This window comes from Thioclava sp. DLFJ4-1, from assembly GCF_002020145.1.
GTDB lineage: Bacteria > Pseudomonadota > Alphaproteobacteria > Rhodobacterales > Rhodobacteraceae > Thioclava > Thioclava sediminum.
Genome location: NZ_MPZT01000005.1, coordinates 205,256 through 220,254, shown reverse-complemented (window position 1 = coordinate 220,254; position 14,999 = coordinate 205,256). Strand labels below are relative to the sequence as shown.

At 62.3% G+C, this 14,999-nt stretch carries 17 protein-coding genes; 16 read left to right on the top strand and 1 reads right to left on the bottom strand.

Annotated elements, in window-relative coordinates:
* Positions 1-2: 2 nt before the first annotated feature.
* The 16 genes from BMI85_RS16440 to BMI85_RS16365 all read left to right on the top strand — a co-directional run bounded on the left by BMI85_RS16440 (position 3) and on the right by BMI85_RS16365 (position 13,804).
* Positions 3-653 (top strand): adenylate kinase, encoded by a 651-nt coding sequence (locus tag BMI85_RS16440; protein ID WP_078521795.1) that lies wholly within the window; start codon positions 3-5, stop codon positions 651-653.
* A gap of 184 nt (positions 654-837) precedes the next feature.
* Positions 838-1,206 (top strand): 30S ribosomal protein S13, encoded by a 369-nt coding sequence (gene rpsM, locus BMI85_RS16435; protein WP_078521793.1) that lies wholly within the window; start codon positions 838-840, stop codon positions 1,204-1,206.
* A gap of 15 nt (positions 1,207-1,221) precedes the next feature.
* Positions 1,222-1,611 (top strand): 30S ribosomal protein S11, encoded by a 390-nt coding sequence (rpsK, locus tag BMI85_RS16430; RefSeq protein ID WP_078521791.1) that lies wholly within the window; start codon positions 1,222-1,224, stop codon positions 1,609-1,611.
* 120 nt (positions 1,612-1,731) lie between these two features.
* Positions 1,732-2,748: a DNA-directed RNA polymerase subunit alpha gene (locus BMI85_RS16425; RefSeq protein ID WP_075775948.1), complete on the top strand. Its 1,017-nt coding sequence runs from the start codon at positions 1,732-1,734 to the stop codon at positions 2,746-2,748.
* 140 nt (positions 2,749-2,888) lie between these two features.
* Positions 2,889-3,308: a 50S ribosomal protein L17 gene (rplQ, locus tag BMI85_RS16420; protein WP_078521789.1), complete on the top strand. Its 420-nt coding sequence runs from the start codon at positions 2,889-2,891 to the stop codon at positions 3,306-3,308.
* A 245-nt stretch (positions 3,309-3,553) separates the two neighbouring features.
* Positions 3,554-4,165 (top strand): autoinducer binding domain-containing protein, encoded by a 612-nt coding sequence (locus BMI85_RS16415; RefSeq protein WP_078602046.1) that lies wholly within the window; start codon positions 3,554-3,556, stop codon positions 4,163-4,165.
* A gap of 52 nt (positions 4,166-4,217) precedes the next feature.
* Complete coding sequence (locus BMI85_RS16410) at positions 4,218-4,808, top strand: acyl-homoserine-lactone synthase (protein ID WP_078545313.1); 591 nt, start codon at positions 4,218-4,220, stop codon at positions 4,806-4,808.
* An 86-nt stretch (positions 4,809-4,894) separates the two neighbouring features.
* Positions 4,895-6,211, top strand: coding sequence for a replication-associated recombination protein A (locus BMI85_RS16405; protein WP_078571386.1), 1,317 nt, complete (start codon positions 4,895-4,897; stop codon positions 6,209-6,211).
* A gap of 44 nt (positions 6,212-6,255) precedes the next feature.
* A complete protein-coding gene (crcB, locus tag BMI85_RS16400; RefSeq protein WP_078602045.1) occupies positions 6,256-6,633 on the top strand; it encodes a fluoride efflux transporter CrcB in 378 nt (125 codons plus the stop codon).
* Complete coding sequence (locus BMI85_RS16395; RefSeq protein ID WP_078602044.1) at positions 6,630-7,670, top strand: RluA family pseudouridine synthase; 1,041 nt, start codon at positions 6,630-6,632, stop codon at positions 7,668-7,670. The genes crcB and BMI85_RS16395 overlap by 4 nt, the downstream gene beginning before the upstream one ends.
* Entirely contained in the window at positions 7,667-8,332 is a 666-nt protein-coding gene (locus tag BMI85_RS16390) for an HAD-IA family hydrolase (protein WP_078602043.1), read from the top strand. The genes BMI85_RS16395 and BMI85_RS16390 overlap by 4 nt, the downstream gene beginning before the upstream one ends.
* Positions 8,329-9,039 (top strand): ATP12 family protein, encoded by a 711-nt coding sequence (locus tag BMI85_RS16385; RefSeq protein ID WP_078602042.1) that lies wholly within the window; start codon positions 8,329-8,331, stop codon positions 9,037-9,039. The genes BMI85_RS16390 and BMI85_RS16385 overlap by 4 nt, the downstream gene beginning before the upstream one ends.
* A 219-nt stretch (positions 9,040-9,258) precedes the next feature.
* The gene (locus BMI85_RS16380; protein WP_078521773.1) at positions 9,259-10,275 is read left to right on the top strand and encodes an amino acid ABC transporter substrate-binding protein; all 1,017 of its coding nucleotides are present in this window, start codon (positions 9,259-9,261) and stop codon (positions 10,273-10,275) included.
* A gap of 137 nt (positions 10,276-10,412) precedes the next feature.
* The gene (locus BMI85_RS16375) at positions 10,413-11,675 is read left to right on the top strand and encodes an ABC transporter permease subunit (RefSeq protein ID WP_078521770.1); all 1,263 of its coding nucleotides are present in this window, start codon (positions 10,413-10,415) and stop codon (positions 11,673-11,675) included.
* Position 11,676: 1 nt separating this feature from the next.
* Positions 11,677-12,996 (top strand): amino acid ABC transporter permease, encoded by a 1,320-nt coding sequence (locus BMI85_RS16370; RefSeq protein WP_078602041.1) that lies wholly within the window; start codon positions 11,677-11,679, stop codon positions 12,994-12,996.
* Positions 12,997-13,012: 16 nt separating this feature from the next.
* Entirely contained in the window at positions 13,013-13,804 is a 792-nt protein-coding gene (locus BMI85_RS16365; RefSeq protein WP_078540191.1) for an amino acid ABC transporter ATP-binding protein, read from the top strand.
* 128 nt (positions 13,805-13,932) lie between these two features.
* On the opposite strand, the gene BMI85_RS16360 is transcribed toward BMI85_RS16365, so the two are convergent.
* Positions 13,933-14,916: a malate dehydrogenase gene (locus BMI85_RS16360; protein ID WP_078540190.1), complete on the bottom strand. Its 984-nt coding sequence runs from the start codon at positions 14,914-14,916 to the stop codon at positions 13,933-13,935.
* Between the last annotated feature and the right edge of the window lie 83 nt (positions 14,917-14,999).

Genomic DNA, 14,999 nt, shown 5'->3' with positions numbered 1-14,999 from the left:
ACATGGCAAATATCATTCTTCTCGGCCCGCCCGGCGCGGGCAAGGGCACCCAGGCCCGCCGTCTCGTCGAAGAGCGCGGCATGGTCCAACTCTCCACCGGCGACATGCTGCGTGAAGCGAAGGACTCGGGCACCGAGATGGGCAATCTCGTCGCCGATGTCATGGCCAAGGGTCAGCTCGTGACCGACGAGATCGTCATCGGTCTGATCGAGGAAAAGCTCGCCGCCGGCGGCGAGGGATTCATCTTCGACGGCTTCCCGCGCACGCTGGGGCAGGCCGACGCTCTGGGCAAGCTGCTCGCCAAGATGGGCACCAAGCTCGACGCGGTGATCGAGATGCAGGTGGATGACGAGGCGCTCGTCGCCCGTATCACCGGTCGCTCGACCTGCGGCGGCTGCGGTGAGGTCTATCACGACCAGACCAAGCCCTGGCCCGCAGACGGCAAATGCGAAAAGTGCGGCAGCACCGACGTGAAGCGCCGCGCGGACGACAACGAAGACAGCCTGCGCACCCGGTTGATGGAGTATTACAAGAAGACTTCTCCGCTGATCGGCTACTACTACCACGCGGGCGATCTGTTCACGATCGACGGGCTGGCCGAAATCGAGACCGTGGCGACCTCGATCGCACGAATTCTCGATCAGCAAGAGTAATCGTAAATGAAGCCTTGACCCGGAAGGCGTTTACCTCTAGGTCACGGCGTCTCCGACGGGAATCGTTTCCGAGAAGGGAAGATTCTCGAGGGAGTTAATCGTGGGGTCCGAAGCGCCAGTTTCGGGCCTCGTGTTGTGAAAAAAGGGCCTGGGGTTACGGGCTCGCAACGAAAGGATACACGCTTTGGCACGTATTGCTGGCGTCAACATTCCGACCGGGAAACGCGTCCCGATCGCACTTACCTACATCACCGGGATCGGTCCTCACTCGGCTAAGCAGATCTGCGAAGCTACCGGTGTCGACGTGACCCGTCGCGTCAACGAGCTTTCGGATTCCGAAGTGCTCGCCATCCGCGAACATATCGACGCCAATTACACCGTCGAGGGCGACCTGCGCCGTGAAGTTCAGATGAACGTCAAGCGCCTGATGGATCTCGGCTGCTACCGTGGCCTGCGTCACCGTCGCAACCTGCCCGTGCGCGGTCAGCGCACCCATACGAATGCGCGTACGCGCAAAGGTCCGGCGAAACCCATCGCTGGCAAGAAGAAGTAAGGGGAGGCAGGACAAATGGCTCGTGATAAGGTTCGCGCTAAGCGCAAGGAACGCAAGAACATCGCCGCTGGCGTCGTTCATGTGAACTCCTCGTTCAACAACACCAAAATCCTGATCTCTGACGTGCAGGGCAACGCGATCTCGTGGTCGTCGGCTGGCACGATGGGCTTCAAGGGCTCGCGTAAGTCGACCCCCTACGCCGCTCAGATGGCTGCAGAAGATGCGGCCAAGAAGGCTCAGGATCACGGTCTGCGCACCGTGGACGTCGAAGTTCAGGGCCCCGGTTCGGGTCGTGAATCGGCGCTGCGCGCGCTGGCTGCGGTCGGTCTGACCGTCACCTCGATCCGTGACGTGACCCCGATCGCCCATAACGGCTGCCGCCCGCCGAAGCGTCGCCGCGTCTAATCAAGATTACGACGGTCGGGCCGTGCGGATTTCCCGTGCGGCCCGCCCGCATTTTTCGGTTTTATCCTCGGGCGTCCCCGACTTTGGGCATGGGTCTGGGACAGGTATGGAGGCAAACGCATGATCCACAAGAATTGGGCTGAACTCATCAAGCCGACGCAGCTTGAAATCAAGCCCGGCAACGACCCGCTGCGTCAGGCGACGATCGTCGCTGAACCGCTCGAGCGTGGCTTTGGCCTGACGCTCGGCAACGCACTGCGCCGCGTGCTGCTCTCGTCGCTTCAGGGCGCCGCGATCACCAGCGTACAGATCGACAACGTGCTGCACGAGTTCTCCTCGGTCGCAGGCGTTCGTGAAGACGTGACCGACATCGTCCTGAACCTCAAGGGCGTGGCTCTGCGTATGGACGTTGAAGGTCCGAAGCGCCTCTCGATCTCGGCCAAGGGCCCGGGCGTCGTGACCGCTGGCGACATCACCGAGACCGCGGGCATCGAGGTCCTGAACAAGGATCACGTGATCTGCCACCTCGACGATGGTGCCGACCTGTTCATGGAATTGACCGTGAATACCGGCAAGGGCTACGTCGCCGCCGACAAGAACCGTCCCGAGGATGCGCCGATTGGCCTGATCCCGGTCGACGCGATCTACTCGCCGGTCAAGAAAGTCGCCTACGAAGTGCAGCCGACCCGTGAAGGTCAGGTTCTGGACTATGACAAGCTGACCATGAAGGTCGAGACCGACGGGTCGCTCTCGGCCGAGGACGCGGTGGCTTTCGCAGCCCGCATCCTGCAGGACCAGCTGTCGATCTTCGTGAACTTCGAAGAGCCGGAATCGGCTGGCAAGCAGGACCAGGACGACGGTCTCGAGTTCAACCCGCTTCTGCTGAAGAAAGTGGACGAGCTGGAACTGTCCGTGCGTTCGGCGAACTGCCTGAAGAACGACAACATCGTCTATATCGGCGACCTGATCCAGAAGACCGAAGCCGAGATGCTCCGCACCCCGAACTTCGGCCGCAAGTCGCTGAACGAGATCAAGGAAGTGCTCTCGGGCATGGGCCTGCATCTCGGCATGGAAGTCGAAGATTGGCCGCCGGAGAACATCGAAGATCTGGCCAAGCGTTTCGAAGACCAGTTCTGATTGACGAATTGAGGGGCGTTGGCTAAACGCCCCTCCAATGCCCGGACTGCCGGGGACGATCTGGGTCACAAGACCCCAAGGTGAGCCGGTGACACGCATCGCTGGCCTGACAAAGCAAAACGCAAGATTGGAGATAGACAATGCGTCACGCACGTGGCTACCGCCGCCTCAACCGTACCCATGAGCACCGCAAGGCGCTCTTCGCCAACATGGCTGGCTCGCTGATCGAGCACGAGCAGATCAAGACGACCCTGCCGAAGGCGAAAGAACTGCGCCCGGTCATCGAGAAGCTGATCACGCTCGCCAAGCGCGGCGATCTGCACGCACGCCGTCAGGCGGCCTCGCAGCTCAAGCAGGACCAGTATGTCGCGAAACTCTTCGACATCCTCGGCCCGCGCTACAAGGACCGTCAGGGCGGCTACGTTCGCATTATGAAAGCCGGTTTCCGTTACGGCGACATGGCTCCGATGGCGATCATCGAATTCGTCGAGCGCGATCTGGACGCAAAAGGTGCGGCAGATAAGGCACGCGTCGAAGCCGAAGAGGCTGCCGAGGATTGATCCTCGCGACCGATTTCCCCGCGAAATCAATGAGAATTGCGAAATCCCGCCTATTAGGCGGGATTTTCTTATTTCCGCCTGCATTTTCCCGCATTTCTCACGCAAAAGGTTATTGCGCAGATGATGCGCATTCGCGAGTGTAAGCGCGTGGGCGGGTAGGGACGTAATGTCACTGTCGGAGCGAACTCCGCACGGCGCGAACACTTTTAAGTTGACCGGGTTAATTCCAAACTGTCTAAAAAGATATGTCGATACAGAGCAGAATCGATTTGAAACTTCGTGACTTGGATCGTTTAGCTCCAAGCGGTTATTTTGTTGGACTGCATATTCGTTTTACGGCGCCTTTGATGACGTTCCAGACTTACGACAAAGCCTGGCTCGATCATTATACCGCAAACGGCTATGTGCTCCGTGACCCTATGACTGCTTGGGGGTTTAGCGAGACCGGCTCAATCCGGTGGAGCGACCCGCGGTTACCCGATCCTTTCCGTCTCTTCGATGAGGCCAAACACTATGGTCTGGTCTACGGGGCGACAGTCTCATGCGGCCCGATCCGGTCCCGTACTATCGCAAGCATGGCGCGCGATGATCGGGAATTCGACCTACCCGAGATCGAGACCTTTGAGCTTATCGTGCGCGAATTGCACGACATGACTCAACCGCCTGAGGAACTCACGAGAGCTCAGATCGAAGCCCTGCGCTGTGTTGCTGGGGGTGACCGACACGCGGCGGCGGCCGCGAAACTTGGAATTTCGGAAAGCGCGCTCAAGGCGCGGCTGAATTCTGCGCGCGCAAGACTGATGGCTCGGACGACCGCCGAAGCTATTCAGCGCGCAAAGGATTTCCGCCTGTTATAGTGTTGTTGACCCTCCGCACGGCTGTACTGTGACTAACCTGCAGGAGGAAGACATGCAGACCACTACGCTTTCGTTCACCAATTTTCATAATCACGGTGAGCTTTTCGCAAACATGCTGCGCGCCAGGCGCGAGCTCTTCATTGTCCAGAATAAATGGGATCTCCCAGAAGCGATGGGCATGGAATATGACCAGTATGACACCCCGGCGAGCCGCTGGGTCGTCGTCCATGACGAGCTGGGCAAGGTGCTGGCAGGCAACCGTCTGACGCCCACGACGACGACCTGCGGGATCTATAGCTACATGATCCGCGATGCGCAGCGGGGGCTGCTCGCGACGATCCCGTCCAACCTTCTCTATGACGAAGCTCCGGTCAGCGAGACCGTCTGGGAAAGCTCGCGTCTGTTCGTGTCCCATGACGTTCCGATGGCGATGCGCCGCAAAGTTCATGCGCGTCTCGTGCAGGAAATCGGCAATTCGGCGCGTGAACTCGGCGCAAGTTCCGCCCTTACCCTTCTGAACGCGAATTGGCCGCGTTGGGCGGGTCGGGTTGGCGTGGACATGACTGCGATGGGACCGGTGCTGGAGATCGACGGGATCAAGAACCAGGTCGTATCGATGAACTTTTCCCAAAACCTTCATTAAAGGGATGGGAAAGATTAGAGCCCCCGTGCGCCCCACACGCGCGGGGGCTTTTCGTTGGCGGAGCTAGACACTAGGTTCACGCCATCATGGCCGACCTATTCGACACGCCCCCCGATCCCAATGCGCCTGCGCCCGAAGCGCCGCGCCCGCTCGCTGATCGCATCCGCCCGAAAACTCTGGGTGAGGTGATCGGTCAGGAACAGGTACTCGGACCCGACGGGCCTTTGGGGGCAATGCTGGCTGCAGGCTCGCTCGGATCGCTGATCCTCTGGGGGCCGCCGGGTGTCGGCAAGACCACCATCGCGAGACTGCTGGCCGATGCCTCCGATCGCGCCTTCGTCCAGATTTCCGCAATCTTCACCGGCGTGCCGGAGCTGCGCAAAGTCTTCGAGGCCGCCAAGCTGCGGCGCGGGCAGGGCAGGGGAACGCTCCTCTTCGTCGACGAGATCCACCGCTTCAACAAGGCGCAGCAGGACAGCTTCCTGCCGCATATGGAAGACGGCACGATCATGTTGGTGGGCGCCACCACGGAGAACCCGAGCTTCGAGCTGAACGCCGCTGTGCTCAGCCGGGCGCAGGTCATGGTGCTGGAGCGGCTCGACCTCGCCGATCTCGAACGCCTCGCGCAGCGCGCTGAGAAGGCGCTCGATCGTCCGCTGCCGCTGACCGGCAAGGCACGCGAGGCGCTGCTGGAAATGGCGGATGGCGACGGCCGCGCGCTTCTGAACCTGATCGAGCAGGTGGCGGCGTGGAAAGTGACCGGCACGCTCGACACCGACGCGCTGTCGACCCGGCTGATGCGCCGTGCGGCGAAATACGACAAATCCGGCGATGAGCATTACAACCTGATCTCGGCGCTCCATAAATCCGTGCGGGGCTCGGACCCGGACGCGGCGCTCTATTGGTTCGCGCGGATGCTGGAGGGCGGCGAGGACCCGCGCTATCTCGCGCGGCGCTTCGTACGCATGGCGGTCGAGGATATCGGGCTGGCCGACCCACAGGCCCAGACCCATGCGCTGCATGCGTGGGAAATCTACGAGCGCATCGGCTCGCCCGAGGGGGAGCTGGCTTTGGCGCAGACGGTGATCTATCTCGCGCTCGCGCCGAAATCCAACGCAGGTTACGTCGCCTATAAAGGCGCGCGGGCGCAGGCGCAGAAGACCGGATCGGAGCCGCCGCCCAAGCATATTCTCAATGCCCCGACCAAACTGATGTCGGAACAGGGCTACGGCGCGGGCTACGCTTATGACCACGACGCAGAGGACGGCTTCTCGGGGCAGAACTACTTCCCCGACACGATGAAGCGCCCGGTCCTCTATCAGCCCGTCGAGCGTGGCTTCGAGCGCGAGTTGAAAAAGCGGGTCGACTGGTTTGCCAAGCTGCGCGAACAGCGCAAATCTTGACATTCAGGCCTGTGAACGCTCTTAGGGCGCCAAAGGAGACAGCGATGCTTTCTACGATTTTGCAGGTCGCGCTTGGCGGCGCGATGGGTGCATCGGGGCGTTACCTCGTCGGCGTCGGAATGATGCGCAGCTTCGGCGCGCAGCCTTTCCCGCTGGGCGTCATCACGGTGAACATCCTCGGCTCGTTCCTGATGGGCGCGCTCGTGGTGTTTCTGGGTGATAAGCAGCTGACCCATTGGAACGCCTTCCTCGCGACCGGCTTTCTCGGCGGCTTCACCACTTTCTCCTCTTTCTCGCTCGAAGCCTATCGCTTGATCGAGAAAGGCGATGTCACACTGGCAGTCAGCTATATCGGACTGTCGGTCAGCGCGGGGCTTCTGGGCCTCGTCGCTGGCGTTATATTGATGAGGGCCATGCTATGAGCGGCGTCCAGCATATCACTGTCACCGAAGACGAGGGCGAACAGCGCCTCGACCGGTTCCTGAAAAAGCGTTTCCCGCATCTGTCTCAGGGCATGATCGAAAAGTTCTGCCGCAAAGGCGATCTGCGCGTGGACAAGGGTCGGGTGAAGGCCAATTCGCGCGTCGCGCCGGGGCAGGAAATCCGGGTGCCGCCGATCCCGGATTCCGCGCCCGCGCCGAGGACCGAGGGTATCTCGGAGGAGGATGCGAAATTCATCCAGAGCTGCGTGCTCTGGAAGGACGAGCATATCATCGCGCTCAACAAGCCGCCGGGGCTGCCCTCGCAGGGCGGCTCGGGGCAGGGCAATCGCCATGTCGACGGGCTGAGCGAGGCGCTGACATTCGGCTACAAGGACAAGCCGAAGCTGGTCCATCGCCTCGACAAGGACACCTCCGGCGTTCTGCTGCTCGCGCGCACCGACCGCGTCGCGCGCCGCCTGTCCGAGGCGTTCCGCGGCAAGACCACGCGCAAGATCTATTGGGCGGCCGTCGCAGGCGCGCCCGAACCGAAGACCGGCACGATCCGCTTCGGTCTCGTGAAAGCGCCGGGTCACGGGCGCGGCGGCGAAGGCGAGAAGATGATCTGCATCCATCCCGCCAAGGTCGACAAGACCGAGGGCGCCAAGCGCGCCACGACCGATTACTTCACGCTGCACATCCTCGGTCAGCGGGTCAGCTGGGTCGCGCTGGTGCCGATCACCGGGCGGACCCACCAGCTGCGCGCGCATATGGCCGAGATCGGCAACCCGATCATCGGCGACGGCAAATATGGTGGCTCGAGCCAGGAGAACATGGGCGACGGCTGGGGCGCGCAACTGGGCGGCGAGATTTCCCGCAAGCTGCACCTGCATGCCCGCCAGATCAGCTTCGACCATCCGATCAGCGGCAAGCGTATCACGCTGACCGCGCCGCTGCCCGAGCACATGAAGCGGACCTGGGACCTGCTGGATTGGCACGAAAAAGACGTGCCCGCCGATCCGTTCGAGGATCTGAAATGAAGCTCGCGATCTTCGACGTCGATGGCACGATCTCGGATAGCCAGAACCACATCACCCACGCGATGACGATTGGGTTCGAGGCGGCAGGCCTGCCGGCCCCGTCGGCCTCTGCCGTGTTGCAGATCGTGGGTCTGTCGCTGCCGCTCGCGGTGGCGCGGCTTGCGCCGGAGCACGATGCCGAGACGCAGACGCGCATCGTCGAGGGATACAAGCAAAGCTACAAGACCGCGCGCGCGGCCTCGCCCGCGCCGCTCTATCCAGGGGCCGAGGCGCTACTGCGCAAGCTCGCCGCGCGCGACGACATGCTTCTGGCGGTCGCCACGGGTAAATCCCGCCGCGGCCTTCGCGCGCTGATCGAGCATCACGGTCTGGACGGGCTCTTCGTCAGCCAACAGACCGCCGACGATCACCCCTCGAAGCCGCACCCGTCGATGATCGGCGCGGCGTTGAGCGAGGCGGGCGTGGACGCACGCGACGCGGTGATGATCGGCGATACCAGCTTCGATATCGAGATGGGCCGCAGCGCGGGCGTCGCGACGATCGGCGTACGCTGGGGCTATCACGCGCCGCACCTGCTCGAAGCGGCGGGCGCGCATCAGATGGTCGATGATTTCGACGGGCTGGAAACGACACTTCTGGATCTGTGGGAGATGAGCGCATGAGCGAATGGGCGGCCAAGCGGTTCTGGACGGAAACCACCGTCACCGAGCACCCCGAGGGGTTCGGCGTGGCGCTGGACGGGCGTGCGGTGAAGACGCCGGCAAAAGCCGCGCTGACCGTGCCGACGCGCGCCTATGCCGAGGCTATCGCGGCGGAATGGGACGCGCAGGACGGCGCGATCAAGCCCCATACGATGCCCGTCACCCGCTCTGCCAATGCGGCGATCGACAAGGTGGCGCATCAGCATCCCGAGGTCGTCACCCATGTCTGCGAATTCGGCGGCACCGATCTTCTGTGCTACCGTGCCGAGGCTCCGACGGAACTGGTCGAGCTTCAGGCCGCGAAATGGGACCCGCTGCTGGAATGGGCGGCGCAAACCTATGGCGCGGAGCTGAAGGTCACGACGGGAATTCTTCCGGTGGATCAGCCTGCCGACCATCTGGCGCGGCTGGAGGCGGAGGTGGCAAACCTCGACCCCTTCGCGCTGGCAGCTCTGCATGATCTCGTGGGCATCACCGGCTCCCTCGTGCTGGGGCTGGCGGTCACCCGCGGCAGGCTCTCGGCTGAAGAAGCATGGGAGATTTCGCGACTCGACGAGGACTGGCAAATTGCCCAATGGGGCGACGATGAAGAGGCGGCGGAGATCGCCGCACACAAGCGCGAGGCGTTGTGTGACGCGGCTCGAATCTGGACGCTCACCGAAAGGTGACCGCCGCGGATTCTCACGCCGCTTATTGACCTGCCAAAAGCATCATCACTTGCTGACGATTTACGCAGGGGCCCTCACGAATTCCGGAAACTAGCCTTGACCTTCTTTGATCGGATGGACCAAACTTTCGTTACTCCGTGTCATGGAGACACGATCGACCAGGTCCGTGAGGGACCAAGAACCGCTCTGTCAGAGCGGCGACAACAGGAAGAGGTAAAAATGAAGAAATCCGTCTTTTTCGGCGCGCTGACGGCTGCGACGCTGACTGCCGGTCTGGCTGGCGCGGCCACGCTCGATGACGTGAAATCGCGCGGAGAGCTGATCTGCGGCGTGAACACCGGTCTCGTGGGCTTCGCCGCGCCGGATGCCAACGGTAACTGGTCCGGCTTCGACGTCGCGGTCTGCCAGGCCGTCGCCGCCGCTGTGCTGGGCGACCCCTCGAAGGTTAAATACGTCCCCACCTCGGGCCAGACGCGCTTCACCGCGCTCGGTTCGGGCGAAGTGGACCTGCTCGCACGCAACACCACCTGGACCTTCTCGCGCGACACCGACCTGAAGCTTCAGTTCACCGCGACCAACTACTACGACGGTCAGGGCTTCATGGTCCGCAAGGATTCGGGCGTGACCTCGGCCAAGGAACTCGACGGTGCGTCGATCTGTATCCAGACCGGCACCACGACCGAGCTGAACCTCGCCGACTACTTCAAGGCCAACAACATGTCCTATCAGCCGATTACGGTTGATTCGAACGCCGAGGGCGAACAGCAGTTCCTCGCCGGCGCTTGTGACGCCTACACCACCGACGCGTCCGGCCTCGCCGCGACCCGCGCCGCTTTCGCGAACCCTTCCGACTACGTGATCCTGCCGGAAATCATCTCGAAAGAGCCGCTGGCTCCGGCCGTCCGTCAGGGCGACGATCAGTGGACCGACATCGTCCGCTGGACCGTCTTCGCGCTGATCGGCGCTGAAGAATACGGCGTGACCTCGGCGAATATCGACGAGCTGGCCAAAGGCACCGACAACCCGGAAGTCAACCGCCTGCTCGGCACCGAGGGTGACCTCGGCGCGATGATCGGCCTCGACAAGGACTGGGCCGTCAAAGCCATCAAGGCCAACGGCAACTACGGTGAAATCTTCGCCGCGACCATTGGCGAGCAGACCCCGATCGGTCTGGCCCGTGGCCTGAACGCTCAGTGGACCCAAGGCGGTCTGATGTACGCTCCTCCCTTCCGCTAAGAAGGGCCCGGCAGGGGCGCGGTTCAATCCGCGCCCCTGTTCCGTTTTCAAGAGACCGTGCGTAGGGGAGACATCCCCACTAAGGCCCGCAAGAATGGCCAGACAAAAATAACGACGCGGCAACAGGGGAAATAAGAATGACAAGCGCGCCCGACGCGCCGGAGCAGGGCTTCCGGCTCAGCCAGCTTATCTATGACACGCGTTATCGCTCCCTGACGATTCAGGCGATCGTCTTCATCCTCGTGATGGGCGGCGCGGCATGGCTGGTGGACAATGTGATCCAGAACCTCAACGACCTCGGGAAGGATTTCAATTTCTCCTTCCTCGGGCAGAGGGCCGGTTACGATATCGGCAATGCGATCATCCCGTATAACAACGACATGAGCCACGGACGTGCGCTGCTTGTCGGCCTCATCAACACGCTCTGGGTGTCCTTCCTGGGCTGCGTCGCCGCGACGATCATCGGGATCTTCGTGGGCGTGCTGCGCCTGTCGAAGAACTGGCTCGTGGCGCGGCTGATGACCGTCTATGTCGAGGTCTTCCGCAACATTCCGGTGCTGCTGTGGATCCTCGTGGCGATCGCGCTGCTGACCGACGTGGCCCCGTCGCCCAACGCCTATAAGGTGAACCAGCAGACGGGCGAGGCACAGGCTTCGATGCTGCTCGACTCGGTCGCTTTCACCAATCGCTACACCGCGATCCCCTCGGTGCATTTCGATCGCTCGCTCGGCTCGCTCGACACGGCGCTTGCACCGATCTCGCTCAACTTCCTTGCGCTGGTGATCGTGCTGATCGCCTCGATCTGGGTGAACAAGCGGATGCTGACCCACGCCGCCAAGGTGCAGGAGGCGACCGGGGTACGACCTACAATGTGGTGGAAGAGCGCGCTCGTGCTGATCGCGCCCGTCGTGATCCTCGCCATTGCGCTCGGGATCAATCCCGAAGAGCCGCAGATCAAGGGCTTCAACTTCACCGGCGGCACGAACGTGTCGAACTCCTTCGTGGCGCTCTGGCTCGGCCTGTCGCTCTATACGGCGGCCTTCATCGCCGAGATCGTCCGCGCCGGTATCCTCGCCATCTCGAAAGGTCAGACCGAGGCCGCCTTCGCGCTGGGTCTGCGGGCCAATCGCACGATGAGCCTCGTGATCCTGCCGCAGGCGCTGCGGGTCATCATCCCGCCGCTGATCTCGCAATATCTGAACCTGACGAAGAACTCCTCGCTCGCGATCGCCGTGGGCTATCTGGAACTGCGCGGCACGTTGGGTGGCATCACCCTGAACCAGACCGGGCGCGAGCTTGAGGCGATCACGCTGATGATGCTGATCTACCTCGCGATCTCGCTGTCGATCTCGGGCGTGATGAACGTCTACAACAATCGCGTGAAGCTGAAGGAGCGGTGAGATGAGCGATACACAAGCCCATTCCGTCGCCTATGTCCGCGACACGATGCTGCCGCAGCAGCCTGCCCCCGCAGGGCAGTCCGGTGCGGTCCAATGGCTGCGCGAGAACCTGTTCTCGGGCTGGCTGAACACCCTGCTGACCCTTCTGGGTGTGGCCTTGATCTACACGCTGGTCATGCATTTCCTGCCTTGGTTCCTGCATGGCGTCTGGGACGCCAACTCGATCAAGGAATGCCGCACGATCATCACCGACCGTTACGGCGAAGGCGCGACCGGCGCCTGCTGGGCGGTGATCCGCGAGCGTTGGCACCAGTTCATCTTCGGCTTCTACCCGCCGGAACTGTACTGGCGCCCGATCCTGACCTTCCTGCTGCTCTTCGTGGCGGTCGGCCCGCTTCTCTTCACCTGGGTGCCGCGTGTGCTGGCCTGGTTCACGCCGGTCTACCCGTTCCTCGCCGTCTGGCTGCTCTGGGGCGGCTCGGGCTGGACGCCGATCATGATCTTCGCAGGCTTCGTGCTGGGCGCGGCGATCCTGTTGCTGCTGTCACCGCGGCTTGGCTCGATCATGGCGTTCTCGATCGGCGCTTTCGTCGCGATCCTCTACTTCCTCTTCGTGGTGGGCCCGCTCATCGACGGGTTGCAGGCGATCCTGCCCTGGGGGCTGGAATCGGTGGACTCCGCCAAGTTCGGGGGCTTCCTGCTGGCGATCACGCTGGGCGTGGGCGGCATCATGATGTCGCTGCCGCTGGGGATCGTGCTCGCGCTCGGGCGGCAATCGGACATGCCGCTGGTCAAAGGCTTCTCGGTGGTCTTCATCGAGTTCATCCGCGGCGTGCCTCTGATCACGCTCCTGTTCGTGGCCTCGCTGCTGCTGAACTACTTCCTGCCGCCGGGCACGAATTTCGACATCATCCTGCGGGTGATGATCCTCGTGACCTTCTTCGCTGCGGCCTACATCGCCGAGGTGATCCGCGGCGGTCTCGCGGCACTCCCGCGTGGCCAATACGAGGCGGCGGATGCGCTGGGGCTCGATTACTGGAAGGCGCAGCGGCTGATCATCCTGCCGCAGGCGCTGAAGATCTCGATCCCGGGCATCGTCTCCACCTTCATCGGCATGTTCAAGGATACGACGCTGGTCGTGTTCGTGGGTCTCTTCGACCCGCTCAAGGGCATCCCGGACTTCATCCGCGCCGACTTCAACTGGAAAGGCATCTACTGGGAGCCCTTCATCTTCGTCGGCGCCATCTTCTTTATCCTGAACTTCGCCATGTCGCGCTACTCGATGTCTCTCGAGCGTCGACTGCAGCGTGATAACCATTAATCGGGGACTAGACACAATGACCGAACCGCAATTCGAACGTCAGGTCGACCGCAGCCATATGCAGGTCTCCGACGAGGTCGCGATCCAGATCGAGAACATGAACAAGTGGTATGGACAGTTCCACGTCCTGCGCGACATCGATCTGACCGTGCAGCGTGGCGAGCGTATCGTGATCGCCGGGCCCTCGGGCTCGGGGAAATCTACGCTGATCCGCTGCATCAACCGTCTGGAGGAACACCAGGCGGGCAAGATCGTCGTCGACGGGATCGAGCTGACGAACGACCTGAAGAACATCGACAAGGTCCGCCGCGAAGTCGGCATGGTGTTCCAGCACTTCAACCTGTTCCCGCATCTGACCATTCTCGAGAACCTGACGCTGGCCCCGATCTGGGTGCGCAAGACGCCCAAGAAGGAAGCCGAAGCGACGGCGATGCACTACCTCGAGAAGGTGAAAATCCCCGAGCAGGCCGACAAGTATCCCGGCCAGCTTTCGGGCGGTCAGCAGCAGCGTGTGGCGATCGCGCGCTCGCTGTGCATGAAGCCGCGGATCATGCTGTTCGACGAGCCGACCTCGGCGCTCGATCCGGAGATGATCAAGGAAGTGCTCGACACGATGATCGAGCTGGCCGAAGAGGGGATGACCATGCTCTGCGTGACCCACGAGATGGGCTTCGCGCAGGCGGTGGCGAACCGGGTGATCTTCATGGCCGACGGTCAGATCGTCGAGCAGAACAACCCGCATGACTTCTTCAACAACCCGAAATCCGAGCGGACCCAGCAGTTCCTGAGCCAGATCCTCGGGCACTGAGAAAAGGCTGGGGGACAGGCTGGGGGTTTCACACCCCAGACCCCCGTGGGATATTCCGCCAAGGCGTAGAATTAAAAAAGGGGCGGCGCGAATACTCGTGCCGCCCCTTTTCTATATTCGCGTCTGATTTAAAGAAGGTCGGAAACCGCTTCGCGCTCTTCTTCCAGTTCGCCGACGGTGCGGGCCATCATCTCTTTCTGGAAATCGTTGAATTCCAGACCTTCGACGCGCTCGTAATGACCGTCCTTGCAGATCACCGGCAGGCCGACCATCAGCCCCTCGGGGATGTCGTAGAGGCCGGTCGACGGCACGGCCATCGACACCCATTTGCCGTCGGTCCCGTGGATCCAGTCATACATGTGATCGATCGCGGCATTGGCGGCGGAGGCAGCCGAGGACGCGCCACGCGCTTCGATGATCGCAGCGCCACGGGTGGCAACCTGCGGGATCAACGTCTCGCGATACCAGGTCTCGTCGCCGATGATCTCGGAGAGCTTGCGGCCCTTCGCTTCGGCTTCGGTCCAGTCGGCGAACATGGTAGGCGAGTGGTTGCCCCAGACCACGAAACGCTCGATGTCGTCGACATGCAGATCGGCCTTCGACGCGAATTGCGTCAGCGCGCGGTTGTGGTCGAGCCGGATCATCGCGGTGATGTTCTCGGTCGGGAAGTTCGGCGCGTTGGCCGCGAGGATCATCGCGTTGGTGTTGGCCGGGTTGCCGACGACCACACATTTCGCGTCGCGCTTGGCAGCCTTGTCGAGGGCTTCACCCTGCACGCGGAAGATCTCGGCATTGGCCGACAGCAGATCGCGGCGCTCCATGCCTTTGGTGCGGGGGCGCGAGCCCACGAAGAAGGCGGCATCGATATCGGTGAAGGCGGTCACCGGGTCATCGGTCACAACGGTGCCGGCGAGCAGCGGGAAAGCGCAGTCTTCCAGCTCCATCACCACGCCACGCACCGCGTCGAGCGCCTGCGGCAGGTCCAGAAGCTGCAAGATCACCGGCTGATCGGGACCGTAGACATCCCCCTTGGCGATGCGGAACAGCAGCGCGTAGCAGATCTGGCCGGCAGCCCCGGTGACGGCGATGCGTTTGGGCGTTTGAGCGGACATGGAAACCCTCCTGTGATGATTACGCCAGAGAGATAGGGCACAGGCGCGCGGCTGGCCATAGAAAACCGTGCCCTAACGTCACG

Excerpts from the sequence above, each read along its gene's own strand:
- BMI85_RS16365 (WP_078540191.1), top strand. The coding sequence starts at position 13,013 with ATGACCGAACCGCAATTCGAACGTCAGGTCGACCGCAGCCATATGCAG.
- BMI85_RS16370 (WP_078602041.1), top strand. The coding sequence starts at position 11,677 with ATGAGCGATACACAAGCCCATTCCGTCGCCTATGTCCGCGACACGATG.
- crcB (WP_078602045.1), top strand. The coding sequence starts at position 6,256 with ATGCTTTCTACGATTTTGCAGGTCGCGCTTGGCGGCGCGATGGGTGCA.
- BMI85_RS16440 (WP_078521795.1), top strand. The coding sequence starts at position 3 with ATGGCAAATATCATTCTTCTCGGCCCGCCCGGCGCGGGCAAGGGCACC.
- BMI85_RS16385 (WP_078602042.1), top strand. The coding sequence starts at position 8,329 with ATGAGCGAATGGGCGGCCAAGCGGTTCTGGACGGAAACCACCGTCACC.
- rplQ (WP_078521789.1), top strand. The coding sequence starts at position 2,889 with ATGCGTCACGCACGTGGCTACCGCCGCCTCAACCGTACCCATGAGCAC.
- BMI85_RS16425 (WP_075775948.1), top strand. The coding sequence starts at position 1,732 with ATGATCCACAAGAATTGGGCTGAACTCATCAAGCCGACGCAGCTTGAA.
- BMI85_RS16415 (WP_078602046.1), top strand. The coding sequence starts at position 3,554 with ATGTCGATACAGAGCAGAATCGATTTGAAACTTCGTGACTTGGATCGT.
- BMI85_RS16390 (WP_078602043.1), top strand. The coding sequence starts at position 7,667 with ATGAAGCTCGCGATCTTCGACGTCGATGGCACGATCTCGGATAGCCAG.
- BMI85_RS16410 (WP_078545313.1), top strand. The coding sequence starts at position 4,218 with ATGCAGACCACTACGCTTTCGTTCACCAATTTTCATAATCACGGTGAG.
- rpsK (WP_078521791.1), top strand. The coding sequence starts at position 1,222 with ATGGCTCGTGATAAGGTTCGCGCTAAGCGCAAGGAACGCAAGAACATC.
- BMI85_RS16395 (WP_078602044.1), top strand. The coding sequence starts at position 6,630 with ATGAGCGGCGTCCAGCATATCACTGTCACCGAAGACGAGGGCGAACAG.
- BMI85_RS16360 (WP_078540190.1), bottom strand. The coding sequence starts at position 14,916 with ATGTCCGCTCAAACGCCCAAACGCATCGCCGTCACCGGGGCTGCCGGC.
- BMI85_RS16375 (WP_078521770.1), top strand. The coding sequence starts at position 10,413 with ATGACAAGCGCGCCCGACGCGCCGGAGCAGGGCTTCCGGCTCAGCCAG.
- BMI85_RS16405 (WP_078571386.1), top strand. The coding sequence starts at position 4,895 with ATGGCCGACCTATTCGACACGCCCCCCGATCCCAATGCGCCTGCGCCC.
- BMI85_RS16380 (WP_078521773.1), top strand. The coding sequence starts at position 9,259 with ATGAAGAAATCCGTCTTTTTCGGCGCGCTGACGGCTGCGACGCTGACT.